The following is a 16413-nucleotide window of genomic DNA, read 5'->3' as shown; positions in this document are numbered from 1 at the left end:
GGTCAGTCGAAAGTCAGTTGAAATCGCGCTCGATGAACGGAGTGCGTTTCACGACGGTATCCAATGCGGCCAGCGTCTCCAGCAGGTCGCTCATGCGGCGCAGCGGCACGGCGTTCGGGCCGTCCGACAGCGCGCAAGGGGGATTGGGGTGCGTCTCCATGAACAAGCCCGCAACGCCAACCCCAACGGCCGCGCGCGCGAGCACGGGCACGAATTCGCGTTGCCCGCCCGAGCTCGTGCCTTGCCCGCCCGGCAGTTGCACCGAGTGCGTGGCGTCGAACACGACGGGCGCCCCCGTCTCGCGCATGATCGCGAGCGAACGCATGTCGGAGACGAGGTTGTTGTAGCCGAACGACACGCCACGCTCGCACGCGAGGAAGCGGTCCTCCGACAGGCCCGCTTCACGCGCCGCGTCGCGCGCCTTGTCGATCACGTTCGTCATGTCGTGCGGCGCGAGAAATTGGCCCTTCTTGATGTTCACGGGCTTGCCCGAGCGCGCGCAGGCTTGAATGAAGTCGGTCTGACGGCACAGGAACGCCGGCGTTTGCAACACGTCGACGACCGAGGCCACCTGTTCGATTTCATCGATGCTGTGCACGTCGGTCAGCACGGGCACGCCTAGCTGCCGCTTCACCTCGGACAGGATGCGCAGCCCTTCGTTCATGCCGAGCCCGCGAAACGACTTGCCCGAACTGCGATTGGCCTTGTCGTACGAGGACTTGTAGATGAACGGGATGCCGAGCTTCGCGCAAATTTCCTTGAGCTGGCCGGCTGCGTCGATCGTCATCTGTTCGGATTCGACGACGCAGGTACCCGCGATCAGGAAAAACGGCTTATCGAGACCGACTTCGAAGTCGCACAGCTTCATACTTTCTCCTTGTGCACTTCGTGGCAGGCGAGCGCTGCTTCGACGAACGACTTGAACAGCCGGTGCCCGTCGCGCGGCGTCGACGTGAATTCAGGGTGAAACTGCACGCCGACGAACCACGGATGCATGTCGCGCGGTAGCTCCATCATTTCAGGCAGATCCTCGCTCGGCGTGTGCGCACTGATGATAAGGCCGCCGGCTTCGAGTTGCGGCACGTAACGGTTATTGACTTCATAACGGTGACGGTGACGCTCGTTCACATCCTTGCCGTAAATCTGCTCGGCCAGCGTGCCGGGCTTGATCGGGCAGCGTTGCGAGCCTAGGCGCATCGTGCCGCCGAGATCCGATTCTTCCGTCCGCGTCTCGACACGGCCTTCGCGGTCGTACCACTCGGTGATCAGCGCCACCACGCGATGAGGGGTAGCCGCGTCGAACTCGGTGCTGTTCGCCTCTTTCAGGCCGACGACGTTGCGTGCGAACTCGATCACGGCCAGTTGCATGCCGAGGCAGATGCCGAGATACGGCACCTTCGCTTCGCGCGCATAGCGGATCGCCGCGATCTTGCCTTCGGTGCCGCGACGGCCGAAGCCGCCCGGCACGAGCACGGCATCGAGATGCTTGAGGCTTTCGACGCCCTCGGCCTCGATCTGCTCCGAATCGATGTACTCGATGTTGACCTTCGTCGACGTATGCACCGACGCGTGGCGCAGCGCTTCGATCAGCGACTTGTACGATTCGGTCAGATCGACGTACTTGCCGACCATGCCGATCGTGACTTCGTGCTTCGGATACTCGAGCTTGTCCACGATCGCCGACCACATCGACAAATCGGCCGGATTCGGCTGCAGCTTCAACTCGTCGCAAATAATGCCGTCGAGCCCTTGATCGTGCAGCATCTGCGGAATCTTGTAGATGCTGTCGACGTCCCAAACCGAGATGACGGCGTCTTCGGGGACATTCGAGAACATCGAGATCTTCTTGGACTCGTCGTCCGGGATGCGGCGATCGGCACGGCACAGCAGCACGTGCGGCAAGATCCCGATCTCGCGCAGCTTCTGCACGCTGTGCTGCGTCGGCTTCGTCTTCAGTTCGCCGGCCGTCGCGATGAACGGCACGAGCGTGAGATGGACGAAGCAGGCGCTGTTGCGGCCCAAACGCAAGCTCATTTGCCGCGCGGCCTCGAGGAACGGCAGCGACTCGATGTCGCCGACCGTGCCACCGATTTCGACGATTGCGACGTCGGGCTCGCCGCAGGTGGCCGATGCCGCACCGCGTTCGATGAACGCTTGAATTTCGTTCGTGATGTGCGGAATCACCTGCACCGTCTTGCCGAGGTAATCGCCGCGGCGCTCCTTGCGGATCACCGATTCGTAGATCTGCCCCGTCGTGAAATTGTTCGCGCGACGCATCTTCGTGCTGATGAACCGCTCGTAGTGACCGAGGTCGAGATCCGTCTCAGCGCCGTCTTCCGTCACGAACACTTCGCCGTGCTGAAACGGGCTCATCGTGCCGGGGTCGACGTTGATGTAGGGATCGAGCTTGAGGAGGGTGACTTTGAGACCGCGCGATTCGAGGATCGCGGCGAGAGAAGCGGCGGCAATGCCCTTGCCGAGAGACGACACTACGCCGCCGGTGACGAAAACATATTTAGTCATCGCTGAATGCTCGCGGGAAAAACGGATTATACCTTAAGGCCCGCACGAACCACAGCGCCTAACGGCTATCGGACGGGCCGCCCCGCGTCACGCAGCGCGTTCAGCATTCTCTGCAGCGCGCGTGCCGTTTCGATCGGCCGCTCCATCGGAAACAGGTGGCTGCCCTCCATCCATTCGATGCGTCCGAGCGCCGCGCGCCGCGTCGCATCGAGCCCGACTTGGCGGATTTCCTTCGAGCGGGTGCCGGCGATGAATCCCAGCGGCACCGGTGCGCCGTGCGAGAGCCGCGGGCCGAGCGTGCGCGGCAACGTCCGGTAGATCCGATATTCGATGTCGCGATCGAATGCGAGCGTGCGCGTACCATCCGCCACGCTTTGCGGAATGCCGAAGTCGATGTAGTCGGACAAAACTCGCTCGTCCCAGCGTGCGAAAGCGCTCTTCGCATGAAAATGACGCCACGCTTCTTCACGGTTCGCCCACTGCGTGCGGCGCGTACGCGTGGCCGCGGCCGGCGAAAGCCGCTCGTCGAGGCCTGTCCACTGCGTAAAGCGCAGCACGTTCGCGCGCCAGCCCGCGATGACCGGCGAATCTAGCATCACGACGCCGCGCACCCAATGCGGATGTTTGAGCGCGGCCATCAGCGAGAGATAGCCGCCGAGCGAGTGGCCGACGAGCCAGACCGGCCGCTCGTAGCGGCGGCCGATATCGGCGAGCAGTTCGTCGACGAGATGCGGCCAATCGCTCGTGATGGGATAACGGGCATCGTGGCCGATGCGATCGATGTAGCGCAACTCGTAATCATCGGAGAGCTCGGCGAACAGCGTCCGGTAAATCGACGCCGGAAAACCGTTCGCATGCGAAAAGTGGATGACGTCTTTCAAGCGCCGCTGCCTCCAGGTTCGTTCGTCTCTTATCGATCCATCCAGTAGCGGGCGTGCGACACCCGATAACGCTCGAGCGTCGGCCGGCCATTCTCGATCGCGACACGTACCGCGCCGTCGCGATCGGTTCGAGCCAGCGAGGCGCCGCGCGCATCGAAGCGGGACCAGACGCTCGGATGGGGATGGCGAAAGCGATTGCGATAGCCTACCTGAAATACCGCGATGCGCGGATCGACCGAATCGAGGAAAGGCTCGGTCGACGACGTCTTGCTGCCATGATGCGCGACGAGCAGCACGTCGGCACGCAACGCCTCGCTCGCGCGGCTGACGAGCACGCGCTCGGCAGGTGCGCCGATGTCGCCGGTCAGCAACGCACTCACCCCGTGCGCGCTGACCTTCAACACGCACGACTGTTCGTTCGATTGCCTCGGTAATGGGCCCGGGTCGGGCCAGAGCATTTCGAACTCGACGCCGTCCCAATGCCAGCGTTGCCCTGCCGCGCAGCGCAGACGATCCGTGCCTGGCCCGCGCGCCGCATCCCACGCACGATGCATGGGCGGCAACCCGCCGAGCATCTGCCGCACCTGCGCCGACGCGATCACCGCAGGCACGCCGCCAGCGTGATCGGCATCGCCGTGACTCACGACGAGCGCATCGAGCCGGCTGACACCGTTCGCGCGCAGATACGGCGCGACGATACGTTCGCCGGCGTTCGTCGATTCGGGACCAGGGCCGGCATCGAACAGCAGCGCACGGCGACGCGTCTCGACGAGAATCGACGTACCCTGCCCGACGTCGAGCGCCGTCAGCCGAAACGCGCCCTCTTCGACGCGGGGCGCGCCCGGCACGACGAGCGGCAACCACGCGAGCGGCGCCGCAAACCGCAACGGCCAGCCGCGCGGCATCAGGCACCATGCGACGCCCGCGAGCGCGGCCCCCAACGCCGACAACGACGGCCGCGGCGGATGCCGGTCGGCCCACGGCGATTGAGCAAGGGCATGCAGCACGTGCATCAGCGGCTCCAGCAGCGCATGCGCCAATTGGTAGGCGAGCGCATCGAGCGGCGCGGGCAACGCGATCGCGACGAGCACGACCGGCACGACGAGCACGCTGACCCATGGCACCGCAATCGCATTCGCCAGCGGGCCGACGAGCGAGACTTGCGAGAACCAGAACGCCGTGAGCGGCGCGAGACCGATCGTCACGGCCCACTGGGCGCGGATCGCATCGGCGCATCGCCTGCGCGCGCGTGCCAGCCGCCTTCGCCACCGCGAGCGCGGCCGATCGACGCCGTCCGCCTGAACCGGCGGCGCCATCCACGTGGGATCGCTCGCGCGCGCCGCATCGAGCGCGTCATGCGCCGTATTGCCTTCTTCTCGTACGCGCAACCGGCCGCGCATCGCGAACGCAATGAGCGCGACGGCCCCGAACGAAAGCCAAAAGCCGGCCGCCGTCACGGCCCACGGATCGACGATCAGCACAAGCGCCGCTGCCCATGCGAGCACGAGCGAAAACGCGACGCTGCGTCCGAGCACGAACGCCACACTCACCGCGACGAGCATCCATAGCGCACGCTGTGCCGGTACGTTGAAGCCCGCGAGGACCGCATAGCCTGCGGCGCTCGCGACGGCGGCCGCCGCCGCGACGATCGGTGTCGGCAAGACGAGCGGCCATTCGCGTGTGCCACGGCGCGCAAGCATCGCACCGATCAAACATGAGCGCCGCCACAACCAGGCCGCGAGCGCGGCGCACAGACCGGCGACGAATCCGATGTGCAAACCCGATACGGCCACGAGGTGACTCGTGCCCGTGCGGCGCAATGCGAGCCGGTCGACCGCGGCGATGGCGTCTTGCGTGCCGATCGCGAGCGCGGTGACGATACCGCCATGCGCCGCGCCGTCGAGCACCTGCGCCATGCGTTCGCGCAGCGCGAAGCGCAAGCGGCCGATTGCCGTGCCGATGCCGCCCGCCGTACCGGGCAATCGCTTCGCCGCGCTGCCCGCAACGACGTAGCCCGTCGCACGCACGCCGCGCGCGAGCCATGCGACTTCCGCGTCGTGAACCGCGAAATTCGCGTGACCGTGCGGGCGTTTCAGTCGCACCATCAAGCGCCAACGATCGCCGGGTTTTAGCTGCGACATGCCGTGGCCGCCACGCCCCGCCCAATTGAGTTGCACAATCGACGGGAAGCGCTCGATACCCGTTCTGCGCCGCACGTCGTCGACATCGACGGCAAACAAGAACCTTGCACTCGCCGTATCTTGGGTGGGCAAGCCGCGCACGTGTCCCGTCAACGCTAGTTCGCGGAGTTCCCAAGCATTCGGCAATGCTTCGGCGAGACGTATCTCGGCACGCACGGCCGCGTAGGCGTAACCGGCAACGACGGCGGCACCCGCCAAAGCCGCGGGCGTGGCGATCGACCTACACCACGCGGCCCACGGCGCTACCGTACCGCGCGTGGACGAGCGCACCGAAGCGATCGCCGGCGACGCACGCACCCATACGGCCATGCCGCACGCCGCTACGAACAGCACAGCGAGCGCCGCCCATTGCCAACGCCCCGGCAGCGTCGCCCGCTGCTGCAGCGATACGATGCCAAGCGCGAAACCGACCAGCATCGCCCGCATTCGCCCTCCGTCGATCAACGCGCCGACGTGCGAATACGGCCGAGCGCATCGGCTCGTCTGCTCATCCAATGAACGGCGCTAACGATCGTCGATTATGCGCAAGCAAATGCGAGCCGGGGGAGCGCGACGTAAGCGTTGGCCATTGTGCCTACCGCCAGCGCATCGACGCCCATGCCGCGCAGCTCGGCGACGACCGCACCGATTCGAGGCACTTGATCGGGCGTATTGCGCTGCTTGTAGAGCCAGGACGGGGGAATATCGGGCGCATCGGTTTCGATGACGAGGGCTTCGAGCGGCAACTCGGCAGCGAGCCGCCTGATTTGGCGAGCGCGCTCGAACGTGACGTTGCCGCCGAAGCCGAGCCGCATGCCTTGGTCGATGAAAGCCTGCGCCTGCTGGAAGCTGCCGTTGAACGCATGCGCGATGCCGCGCTTCACCGCGTGACGGCGCAGGCCCGCCAGCACGAGATCCTGCGATTTGCGCACGTGGCAGATGACGGGCAGATCGAACTCGCGGGCAAGCTTGAGTTGGGCGTCGTAGAAAAAGCGCTGGCGCGCATCGTCGAGGTCCGGCACGAAGTAGTCGAGCCCGATTTCGCCGATTCCGACAAAGCGAGGATCGTCCAGGCTCGCCTCGATCTCACGGCGCAGCGCAGCGAGATCGTCGTCGTGCGCTTGCCGTGTGAACAACGGGTGGATGCCAAGCGCATAAACGCCGCCCGTCACGCGATGGGCCAGCGAGCGCACCGCGGCAAAGTTCTGGCGCGCCACGGCCGGGATGACGATGCGCCCCACCCCGGACGCGAGCGCCGCCCGCGCAACCGCTTCGCGATCGCCGCCGAACTCGCCGGCATCCAGATGACAGTGCGTATCGATCCACATGGCGGCGTTCGCGGCGCGTGCGCGCAGCGTGCGTTAGACGGGCACGGACGGCTCTTCGTGCAGCAAGCCGTCGCGCAGGCGCAGGATGCGATCGCAGCGCCCTGCCAAATCGACATCGTGCGTGACGATGACGAAGCTCGTCTCGAACGTGGCCGATAGCTCGAGCATCAGATTGAAGACGTTGTCCGCCGTCGCGCCATCGAGATTGCCGGTTGGCTCGTCGGCCAGCACGCAGGCCGGCTTGGTCACGAGCGCGCGCGCGATCGCGACGCGCTGCCGCTCGCCGCCCGACAGCTCGCCGGGGCGATGCTTCGCGCGGTGCGCCAGGCCGACGCGCTCGAGCGTCGCGAGCGCCTCCCGTCGGGCCTCGTCGGCCGAGAGCCGCCGAATGCGCAGCGGCATCGCGACGTTATCGAGCGCGCTGAATTCCGCGAGCAGATGATGAAATTGATAGACGAAACCGAGTGCGCGATTGCGCAGGTCGTTGCGCTCGCGCTCGGCCAACTGCGTGAAGGGGCGGCCGAGCAGCGACACGCTGCCTGCGCTCGGCTCGTCGAGCCCGCCGAGCACGTGCAAGAGCGTGCTTTTGCCCGAGCCCGACGCGCCGACGATCGCGAGTTTTTCTCCGCGCCGCACGGAAAGCTCGGCACCGCTCAGCACCGGCACGTTCAAACCGCCTTGGACGAACGCCTTCGAGATGCCGTGTGCCTCGAGCACGTAGGGCGCCGCATCGGACGCGTCGGTGGCGGCGCGGCCCGCCGTGGGTTTCTCGACCATGAATTCATTCATAACGCAGCGCCTCCGCCGGTCGCACTTTCGCACCGCGCCAGCTCGGATAGAGCGTTGCGAGCGCCGACAAAACGAAGGCGATGACACCGATTCTCACCACGTCGCTCGCGACCAATTCCGAGGGCAGTTCGCTGATGAAATAGACGGATGGCGGCAGGAATTGCACGCCGAACAGGTGCTCGATCATCGGCACGAGCCACGGAATGCTCCAGGCGATGAGGCAACCGAGCGCGATGCCCACCCCCGTCCCGGCAAAGCCGATCGTAATGCCTTGAACGAAGAAGATCTTCATGATCGAGCCGGGTTGCGCGCCGAGCGTGCGCAAGATCGCGATGTCGGCCTGCTTGTTCGTCACCGTCATGACGAGCGACGACACGAGGTTGAAGGCCGCAACCGCGATGATCAACGTCAGAATCACGAACATCATCCGCTTCTCGATCTTGACGGCCGAGAACCACGTCTTGTTCTGCTGTGTCCAGTCGCGAATGTAGAGATCGCCCGACAGCGTATGCGAAAGCTCGCGCGCGACGCGCGGCGCTTCCTCCATGTCCTTGAGCCTGAGCCTCACGCCCGTCGGCGCGGTGATGCGAAACAGCACTTCGGCATCGTGAATGTTGATGAGCGCGAGCGTGCTGTCGTACTCGTAGTGACCAGACTCGAACACACCCGTGACCGTGAACTGCTTCAGGCGCGGCAGCATGCCGGCGGGCGTCAGCGAGCCTTCGGGGGCGACGAGCGTGATCTTGTCGCCAACCGAAACGCCGAGGTTGGTGGCCAAATCGGCGCCGAGCACGATGTTGAACTGTCCGGGCTCGAGATCGGTCAAGCGGCCAGCCTTCATGTCTTTGTCGATGTCGGACACTTGAGGCTCGAGCGCCGGGTCGACGCCGCGCAGCGCCACGCCGCTCACGGCGTCCTGGCGCGTGAGTAGCGCCTGCGCGTCGACGTAAGGGGCCGCGCCGATCACTTCCGGGTTGCGGCGCGCCTCGAAGCTCGTGACCCGCCAATCGGGCATGGACCCCGTCGGCGAGAAGATCTCGACGTGCGCGAGGACCGACAGCATCCGGTCGCGCACCTCTTTCTGAAAACCGTTCATGACGGAGAGCACGACGATCAGCGCGGCCACGCCGAGCGCGATGCCCGCCATCGACGCCAGCGCGATGAACGAAATGAAGCCGTTGCCCGTCGTGCGCTTGCCGGCGCGTGTGTAGCGCCAACCGATTTGCCATTCGTAAGGGAGTTTCAAGCGAATCCTTCCATTCTCTGCTGCAACCACGCGCGCCGCCGACATCAGCGGCGCGCCGACCGGCCCGCAATGCGCGTGCCGCGCAGGCGGGGCGCCGCCGTGAATCGGAGAGCGCCGATCAAGCGCGCAGTTTGCCATACAATGCGCACCATCATGCATTCCAACCGTCTTCATCTCCTGTTGCCGTTCGCGCTGCCGGCCGCTGCCGATGCCTCCAGCGCGCTGCACGAGCTACACAGCCCGGCGCTCGACAAACTGCTGGCCCGCGCGGCGCTCGTCGAGCGCGTGGCCGGCGAAGACTTCCAGCGCACGCTGCCGCACGAGCGGTGGATCGCCCGCCAGTTCGGCGCCGTCGCCGGAAACGCAGCCGACGAAGCACCGCTCGCGCCCTATATGCTACTCGCCGACGGCGGCACGCCTGGCGAGAACGAATGGGCTTGCGTCGAGCCCGTGCACGTGCGGATCGCGCACGATCACCTCGTGCTGATCGACCCCTCGGCGCTCGAATTGACCGACGAGGACGCCGCCACCCTGCTCGCCGTGGCGAAGCCGTTGATCGAAGAGCTGGGCGTGTGCGTCGAGGCGCCCTGTCCGCGGCGCTGGTACCTATCCGGTGACGTCCTGGGCAAGCTCGCAGGTGCTTCGCCGCTGCGCGCGAGCGGGCGCAGCATCGAAATCTGGCTGCCCCACGACGCGCATTCGGGCCAGCGTTCGCGCATCTGGATGAAGCTGCAAAACGAAGTGCAGATGGGCTGGTTCGAGCATCCGGTCAACGAGGCACGCGAAGCGCGCGGCTTGCCCGCCGTCAACTCGATCTGGCTACACGCGCAAGGCGTGGCGCAACGCGTGCGCAGCCCATTCGCGCGCGTGCTGTCCGATGCGGCCGCCACGCGCGGGCTCGCGCTGGCCGCCGCGGCGGAGGTAGCAAGCGCGCCGGCCTCGTTCAAGGCGCTGCCGCCGCTCGAGGCCGGCGTCACGCTCGTCGAGTTGGGCCCGTTCACCGCACCGTTCATCGCCCAAGATTGGGCCGCCTGGCAGGCCGCGCTCGACGAACTCGAGCGCAATTGGTTCGCGCCCGCACTGGACGCGCTCACGACGGGGCGCCTCGGCGCGCTCTCGCTGACGCTGGCGGGCGATACCGGCTCGGTCACGCTGAGCGCGACCCGCGGCGACCTGCGCAAGTTCTGGCGGCGGCGCGTTCTCGCATCGCTGTTCGAATGATCCGATACGTCTTTGCCGCCCGCCTGGCGTCGCTCGATACGGCGCCGCGCAGTCCGCATTGCCTCCCGCTTCACCGGCCGCCCTCCCTTTTCCACTCGTTCGCATGACTCGAATCGTCACACGCGCGGGCTCGCCCGCCGACGAAGCGGCGCTGATCCGCCACGGCCTGCACCCGATTTTGGCTCGCCTTTACGCCGCCCGCGGCGTGCGCCTGCCCGACGAAATCGAAACCGCGCTCACGCGACTCGTGCCGCCGGTCGAACTCAAGGGAACGCACGACGCGGCCGAGTTGCTTGCCGACGCCATCGCCCAGCGCAAGCGCCTGCTCGTCGTCGCCGATTACGATTGCGACGGCGCCACGGCATGCGCCGTCGCCGTGCGCGGCCTGCGCATGTTCGGCGCGCAGGTCGACTACCTCGTACCGAACCGGTTCGAATACGGCTACGGGCTTACGCCCGAAATCGTCGAGCTGGCGGCCCAGCGCAAGCCCGACCTGCTCATCACGGTCGACAATGGCATCGCGAGCGTCGATGGCGTGGCCGCGGCCAACGCACGCGGCATCGACGTGCTCGTGACCGACCACCACTTGCCCGGGGAGACCCTCCCCCCCGCGCGCGCGATCGTCAATCCGAATCAGCCGGGGTGTACGTTTCCGAGCAAATGCATCGCCGGCGTGGGCGTCATGTTCTACGTGCTGCTCGCGCTGCGCGCGCGGCTGCGCGAACGCGGTGCATTCGGCGATGCCAGCGTGCCCGAACCGCGGCTCGACGGTTTGCTCGACCTCGTCGCGCTCGGCACCGTGGCCGACGTCGTCAAGCTCGACGGCAACAACCGCGTACTCGTCGCGCAAGGGCTCTCGCGCATCCGCCGCGGCCGCATGCAGCCAGGCATCGCGGCCCTGTTCCGCGCCGCCGGACGCGACGCGCGCAGCGCTTCGGGATTCGATCTCGGCTTCGCGCTGGGCCCCCGCCTGAATGCCGCCGGACGGCTCTCCGACATGTCGCTCGGGATCGAGTGCCTGACGACGGACGACGTCGGCCGCGCGTGGGAACTCGCGCAGCAGCTCGACGCGATGAACCGCGAGCGGCGCGAAATCGAAGCCGGCATGCAGCAGCAAGCGCTGGGCGAGATCGCCGCGCTCGATCCCGAAGGCCGGGCCACGATCACGCTGTTCAACGAGACCTGGCATCAAGGCGTGATCGGCATCGTCGCCGGGCGCCTGAAGGAAAAGTACCATCGCCCCGCTTTCACGTTCGCGCTGGCCGACGAGCGCGGCGAACTCGTCAAAGGCTCCGGCCGCTCGATTTCCGGGTTCCACCTGCGCGATGCGCTCGACCTGATCGCCAAGCGCGAGCCCGATCTCATCGTCAAGTTCGGCGGCCATGCGATGGCGGCAGGCTTGACGCTCGCGACGGTCGACGTACCGCGCTTCGCGGCTGCCTTCGAAGCGGTCGCGCGCGAGTGGCTCGACGACGATGCGCTCGCGCGCGTCGTGATGACGGACGGCGAGTTGGAAGATGCGTATTTCACGCCGCAAGTCGTCGAGGTGATCGAGGCCGCGGTCTGGGGGCAGGGTTTTCCGGCGCCGACGTTCTCGGGCGAATTCGACGTCGTATCGCAGGCGCTCGTGAAGGACAAGCACCTGAAGCTGCAGCTCGCACGCGGGCGGCAGCGCTTTCAGGCGATCTGGTTCAACCACACCGACACACTGCCGGCGCGCGCGCATCTCGCCTATCGGCTCGCGGCCGATAGCTGGAACGGTGTCGTGCGCGTTCAATTGATCGTCGAACACGCGGTCTGAGGCGAGGAGGCCGCATCGGCTATAATTTTTTCTTTTCACGAAGCAGAAAAGATCAAATGGAAGCCGAACGTCTGAATGCGATCGAAGGCTCTCTCGCGGACTTGCGCCGACGCGCAGGCGAGCTACGGGGGTATCTTTGACTACGACGCCAAAACCGCGCGTCTAGCCGAAGTCAACAAAGAGCTCGAGGATCCGAACGTCTGGAACGACTCGAAGCATGCCCAGGCCCTCGGCCGCGAGAAGAAGTCGCTCGAAGGCGTAGTGCTGACCCTCTCGGCCCTCGACACGGATCTGCGCGACGCGCAGGATCTGTTCGACATGGCCCGCGAAGAAAGCGACGACGACACGCTCGTCGCCTGCGAGGCCGACACGCAAAAGATCGAAGCGCGCGTCGCCGATCTCGAATTCCGCCGGATGTTCTCGAACCCGGCCGACCCGAACAACGCGTTCATCGACATTCAAGCCGGCGCGGGCGGTACCGAAGCGTGCGACTGGGCGTCGATGCTGCTGCGCCAATATTTGCGCTACTGCGAGCGCAAAGGCTTCAAGACGGAAGTGCTCGAAGAGTCCGAAGGCGACGTCGCCGGCATCAAGAACGCGACGATCAAAGTCGAAGGCGAGTACGCCTACGGTTTTTTACGCTCCGAGACCGGCATCCACCGCCTCGTGCGCAAGTCGCCGTTCGATTCGTCGGGCGGCCGGCATACGTCGTTTTCGTCGGTATTCGTCTATCCCGAAATCGACGATTCGATCGAAGTCGACATCAACCCGGCCGACCTGCGCATCGATACCTATCGCGCGTCGGGCGCCGGCGGTCAGCACATCAACAAGACCGATTCCGCCGTGCGGATCACGCACATGCCCTCGGGTATCGTCGTGCAGTGCCAAAACGACCGCTCTCAGCACCGCAATCGCGCCGAAGCGATGGCCATGCTCAAGTCGCGCCTGTACGAAGCCGAGATACGCAAGCGTCAAGCCGAACAGGACAAGCTCGAGTCGAGCAAAACCGACGTGGGCTGGGGCCATCAAATTCGTTCGTACGTGCTCGATCAGAGCCGCGTGAAAGACTTACGCACGAACGTCGAAATCAGCAATACGAAGGCCGTGCTCGACGGCGACCTCGACGAATTCATCAGCGCCAGCCTGAAGCAAGGCGTCTGAGCGCAGCGGATACCCCATGACCGAATCGACTCTCCCCTCCCTCGACACAGCCGTCGACGAGAACAAGATCATCGCCGAGCGGCGCGAGAAGCTACGCGCGCTGCGCGAGGCGGGCATCGCCTACCCGAACGATTTCCGTCCGACGCACCATGCGGGCGAACTACAGTCGCGCTACGCCGACACCGACAAAGACGCACTGGAAACCACGGCGCTCGAGATCGCCGTCGCGGGCCGCATGATGCTCAAGCGTGTAATGGGCAAGGCGAGCTTCGCGACCGTGCGGGACGGCTCGGGCCAAATCCAATTCTTCGTGACGCCGGCCGACGTCGGCGGAGAGACGTACGAAGCCTTCAAGAAGTGGGACCTCGGCGATATCGTCGCCGCCCGCGGCGTGCTGTTCCGGACGAACAAGGGTGAGCTGTCGGTGCGCTGCACGGAACTGCGCCTGCTCTCGAAGGCGCTGCGCCCCCTGCCCGACAAGTTCCACGGCCTGTCCGACCAAGAAACGCGCTACCGTCAGCGCTATGTCGATCTGATCGTCACGCCCGAGGCGCGCAATACGTTCGTCGCGCGCACGAAGGCGATTTCGTCGATCCGCAAGTTCATGTCCGATGCCGACTTCATGGAAGTCGAAACGCCGATGCTGCATCCGATCCCGGGCGGCGCGGCGGCCAAACCGTTCACCACGCATCACAACGCGCTCGATATGCAGATGTTTCTGCGCATCGCGCCCGAGCTTTACCTGAAGCGGCTGATCGTGGGCGGCTTCGAACGCGTCTTCGAGGTCAACCGTAACTTCCGCAACGAGGGCGTGTCGCCGCGGCACAACCCCGAATTCACGATGATGGAGTTCTACGCCGCGTACACGAACTACACGTGGCTCATGGACTTCACCGAGCAGTTGATTCGCCAAGCCGCCATCGATGCGCTCGGCACGGCGAACATCGTGTATCAGGGCCGCGAGCTCGATTTGTCCAAGCCGTTCCATCGGCTGACGATCACGCAGGCGATCCGCAAGTACGCGCCCGACTACACCGACGCGCAGCTCGCCGATGCCGCCTTCCTGCGCACGGAACTCAAGCGTTTCGGCGTCGATACGACGCAGCCGATGTTCTTGAACGCCGGCATCGGCGCGCTGCAGCTTGCGTTGTTCGAAGAGACGGCCGAAGCACAGTTGTGGGAGCCGACGTACATCATCGACTACCCCGTCGAGGTGTCGCCGCTCGCGCGCGCGTCGGATTCGGTCGAAGGCATTACCGAGCGCTTCGAGCTCTTCATCACGGGCCGCGAAATCGCGAACGGATTCTCCGAGCTCAACGACCCGGAAGACCAAGCGGCGCGCTTCAAGAAACAAGTCGAGCAAAAAGATGCCGGCGACGAAGAGGCGATGTACTACGACGCCGACTACATTCGCGCGCTCGAATACGGCATGCCGCCGACGGGCGGCTGCGGGATCGGCATCGACCGTCTCGTGATGCTGCTCACCGACAGCCCGAGCATTCGCGACGTCATCCTGTTCCCGCACCTGCGTCGCGAGGACTGACGCGCGCAAGCCACGCCGAGTTTGTAACGATCGGTAAAAGCCGTCCGCAGCATTGCTCCGGGCGGCTTTTTTACGCCCGATCCGACCCTTGCAAACCGTCAAATCCGCCGATTCAGCGCCGCACCGCCGTGCCCTGACACCATTGCGCGCGCCGCAGATCGTTACAAATTGAAACGATGGTGTTCGTGCGATGGCGGACACTATGATCGTTACTCAATAAGAGCCTCTTCAGTTTCGACGGAAGGTACGTCATGAACAATCCGACCACATCGTCGCGCCGCCTGCACCCGTTGATTGCGGTCGCAGCGGGCACCATCATCGTCGCGAGTCTCGCCGCCACTGCCGCCATTACCGGTGTCTTTCCCAAGGCGTCGAGTTCGAGCGTCCAAAACGATCAATCGCAGACAGCACAAGTTGCGTCTCAGCCTGTCGTCGATTCGTCCGCCCCCGCCACGGCAGCCGCGATGACCGGCGAACAACAACCGGCACAACCGCCCGCGCCCACGCCAACTGCACCGACCGCGACGCAGGCGCAAGCCACACCTGCGGCACCGGGCCAAGTGCCCTACACGGGGCAGCCGGGCCAACCTTCGTACGCACAGCAACCGCCGGCACCCCAGCCTCCCGCGCAACAGCAGCTTGCCCAGCAACCGTATGCGCAGCCGCAGCAACCTCCCGCGCAATCAGCGTATTGCGCGAGTTGCGGCACCGTCGAATCGGTCGTGACCGAGCGACGCGAGGGCCGCAGCACCGGTATCGGCGCCGTGGGCGGCGCGCTGGCCGGCGGCCTGCTCGGCAACCAATTCGGCCGCGGCACAGGCCGTGCGGCGATGACGGTGCTTGGCGCCGTGGGTGGCGGCTTCGCCGGGAACTCGGTCGAAAAACATCTACGCAGCAACACCGAATATCAAGTGCGGGTGCGAATGGAAAACGGCCACCTGCGCTACTTCACCTATCGCGAACCGCCGCCGTTCCAGCACGGCGAACGCGTTCACATCGAACGCGGCACGCTCGCCGCGGGCTGACCACGCCGGCCTATCGGCCCGGAACCGGACGTAAAAAAGGCGACCTCTATAGATCGCCTTTTTTCGCTTGCGCATGGTGAACGCTACCATCGAATCACCATCGCTCGGCACGCTTCACTCGGCCGCATCCTCGATCCAGGCAAGCTGGATGGCCTCGAGAATCTTCTCGCTCGATCGGTTGGGATCATCGTCGAAACCGTCGAGCTCCATCACCCACCGGTGCAGATCGGTAAAGCGAATCAACTGCGGATCGAGGTCGGGGTGCTTGTCGGTGAGGGCCATTGCGATTTCTTGTACGTCGGTCCACTTCATGGCTACTCCCTCCTTATCAGTGATTTTCTTTGGCGTGGTTGATCGAATAACGCGGAATCTCGACAACGACGTCCTTGTCCTGCGGCACGCGCGCCTGGCACGACAACCGCGAGGTCGGCTCTAGCCCCCACGCCTTGTCGAGCAGATCGTCTTCGTCCTCCTCCGACGGCGTGAGCGCTTCGAAGCCTTCACGCACGATCACATGACACGTGGTGCAAGCGCAAGACTTTTCGCACGCATGCTCGATTTCGATGCCGTGCTCAAGCAGCGCATCGCAGATGCTTTCGCCCGGCGCGGCCTCGAGCACCGCCCCTTCCGGGCACAGTTCGACGTGAGGCAGGACAACGATTTGAGGCATAGAGGTTCCGTTCTGACTGTATTGTGCGGAGCGGCAAGCGTCGCT

Annotated in this window: 14 protein-coding genes; 5 read left to right on the top strand and 9 right to left on the bottom strand. The window is 65.3% G+C overall.

The genetic code is table 11. The annotated features are described in order from the left end of the window. Positions 1 to 13: 13 nt before the first annotated feature. The 7 genes from kdsA to J3485_RS07595 form a co-directional block, all read right to left on the bottom strand. Positions 14 to 868, bottom strand: coding sequence for a 3-deoxy-8-phosphooctulonate synthase (gene kdsA, locus J3485_RS07625; RefSeq protein ID WP_206951903.1), 855 nt, complete (start codon positions 866 to 868; stop codon positions 14 to 16). After that, entirely contained in the window at positions 865 to 2523 is a 1659-nt protein-coding gene (gene pyrG / locus J3485_RS07620) for a CTP synthase (protein WP_206951902.1), read from the bottom strand. The genes kdsA and pyrG overlap by 4 nt, the downstream gene beginning before the upstream one ends. Positions 2524 to 2588: 65 nt before the next feature. Continuing rightward, entirely contained in the window at positions 2589 to 3404 is an 816-nt protein-coding gene (locus tag J3485_RS07615) for an alpha/beta hydrolase (protein ID WP_206951901.1), read from the bottom strand. A gap of 29 nt (positions 3405 to 3433) precedes the next feature. Further along, a complete protein-coding gene (locus J3485_RS07610) occupies positions 3434 to 6031 on the bottom strand; it encodes a DNA internalization-related competence protein ComEC/Rec2 (RefSeq protein WP_206951900.1) in 2598 nt (865 codons plus the stop codon). A gap of 92 nt (positions 6032 to 6123) precedes the next feature. Then, complete coding sequence (locus J3485_RS07605) at positions 6124 to 6912, bottom strand: TatD family hydrolase (RefSeq protein ID WP_206951899.1); 789 nt, start codon at positions 6910 to 6912, stop codon at positions 6124 to 6126. A gap of 33 nt (positions 6913 to 6945) precedes the next feature. Then, positions 6946 to 7689 (bottom strand): lipoprotein-releasing ABC transporter ATP-binding protein LolD, encoded by a 744-nt coding sequence (gene lolD / locus J3485_RS07600; RefSeq protein WP_242538700.1) that lies wholly within the window; start codon positions 7687 to 7689, stop codon positions 6946 to 6948. 4 nt (positions 7690 to 7693) lie between these two features. Next, a complete protein-coding gene (locus tag J3485_RS07595; RefSeq protein ID WP_206951897.1) occupies positions 7694 to 8947 on the bottom strand; it encodes a lipoprotein-releasing ABC transporter permease subunit in 1254 nt (417 codons plus the stop codon). 141 nt (positions 8948 to 9088) lie between these two features. Here J3485_RS07595 and J3485_RS07590 point away from each other — a divergent pair, with 141 nt between their 5' ends. The 5 genes from J3485_RS07590 to J3485_RS07570 all read left to right on the top strand — a co-directional run bounded on the left by J3485_RS07590 (position 9089) and on the right by J3485_RS07570 (position 15698). Further along, positions 9089 to 10168 (top strand): regulator, encoded by a 1080-nt coding sequence (locus J3485_RS07590; RefSeq protein WP_206951896.1) that lies wholly within the window; start codon positions 9089 to 9091, stop codon positions 10166 to 10168. A gap of 103 nt (positions 10169 to 10271) precedes the next feature. After that, positions 10272 to 11969, top strand: coding sequence for a single-stranded-DNA-specific exonuclease RecJ (recJ, locus tag J3485_RS07585; protein ID WP_206951895.1), 1698 nt, complete (start codon positions 10272 to 10274; stop codon positions 11967 to 11969). 56 nt (positions 11970 to 12025) lie between these two features. Further along, positions 12026 to 13130, top strand: a protein-coding gene (gene prfB, locus J3485_RS07580) for a peptide chain release factor 2 (protein ID WP_206951894.1) whose coding sequence is annotated in 2 segments (ribosomal slippage) — positions 12026 to 12106 and positions 12108 to 13130 — 1104 coding nt in all. Because the reading frame shifts where the segments join, the coding sequence is not laid out codon by codon here. 16 nt (positions 13131 to 13146) lie between these two features. After that, positions 13147 to 14673: a lysine--tRNA ligase gene (gene lysS / locus J3485_RS07575; protein ID WP_206951893.1), complete on the top strand. Its 1527-nt coding sequence runs from the start codon at positions 13147 to 13149 to the stop codon at positions 14671 to 14673. A gap of 251 nt (positions 14674 to 14924) precedes the next feature. Then, positions 14925 to 15698, top strand: a complete 774-nt coding sequence (locus J3485_RS07570; RefSeq protein ID WP_206951892.1) for an outer membrane lipoprotein — start codon at positions 14925 to 14927, stop codon at positions 15696 to 15698. A gap of 114 nt (positions 15699 to 15812) precedes the next feature. On the opposite strand, the gene iscX is transcribed toward J3485_RS07570, so the two are convergent. Further along, on the bottom strand, positions 15813 to 16010 hold the full coding sequence (iscX, locus tag J3485_RS07565; protein ID WP_206951891.1) for a Fe-S cluster assembly protein IscX: 198 nt from the start codon (positions 16008 to 16010) through the stop codon (positions 15813 to 15815). A 16-nt stretch (positions 16011 to 16026) separates the two neighbouring features. After that, on the bottom strand, positions 16027 to 16368 hold the full coding sequence (fdx, locus tag J3485_RS07560) for an ISC system 2Fe-2S type ferredoxin (RefSeq protein WP_206951890.1): 342 nt from the start codon (positions 16366 to 16368) through the stop codon (positions 16027 to 16029). Between the last annotated feature and the right edge of the window lie 45 nt (positions 16369 to 16413).

Source organism: Trinickia acidisoli, from assembly GCF_017315725.1.
GTDB lineage: Bacteria > Pseudomonadota > Gammaproteobacteria > Burkholderiales > Burkholderiaceae > Trinickia > Trinickia acidisoli.
The sequence above is the reverse complement of the archived record's forward strand: the minus strand, read 5'-3'. Positions and strand labels throughout refer to the sequence as shown.

Bases quoted from the DNA above. Each gene is read 5' to 3' on its own strand.
- kdsA (WP_206951903.1), bottom strand. From the start codon at position 868: ATGAAGCTGTGCGACTTCGAAGTCGGTCTCGATAAGCCGTTTTTCCTG.
- pyrG (WP_206951902.1), bottom strand. From the start codon at position 2,523: ATGACTAAATATGTTTTCGTCACCGGCGGCGTAGTGTCGTCTCTCGGC.
- J3485_RS07610 (WP_206951900.1), bottom strand. From the start codon at position 6,031: ATGCGGGCGATGCTGGTCGGTTTCGCGCTTGGCATCGTATCGCTGCAG.
- J3485_RS07605 (WP_206951899.1), bottom strand. From the start codon at position 6,912: ATGTGGATCGATACGCACTGTCATCTGGATGCCGGCGAGTTCGGCGGC.
- lolD (WP_242538700.1), bottom strand. From the start codon at position 7,689: ATGGTCGAGAAACCCACGGCGGGCCGCGCCGCCACCGACGCGTCCGAT.
- J3485_RS07590 (WP_206951896.1), top strand. From the start codon at position 9,089: ATGCGCACCATCATGCATTCCAACCGTCTTCATCTCCTGTTGCCGTTC.
- recJ (WP_206951895.1), top strand. From the start codon at position 10,272: ATGACTCGAATCGTCACACGCGCGGGCTCGCCCGCCGACGAAGCGGCG.
- lysS (WP_206951893.1), top strand. From the start codon at position 13,147: ATGACCGAATCGACTCTCCCCTCCCTCGACACAGCCGTCGACGAGAAC.
- J3485_RS07570 (WP_206951892.1), top strand. From the start codon at position 14,925: ATGAACAATCCGACCACATCGTCGCGCCGCCTGCACCCGTTGATTGCG.
- iscX (WP_206951891.1), bottom strand. From the start codon at position 16,010: ATGAAGTGGACCGACGTACAAGAAATCGCAATGGCCCTCACCGACAAG.
- fdx (WP_206951890.1), bottom strand. From the start codon at position 16,368: ATGCCTCAAATCGTTGTCCTGCCTCACGTCGAACTGTGCCCGGAAGGG.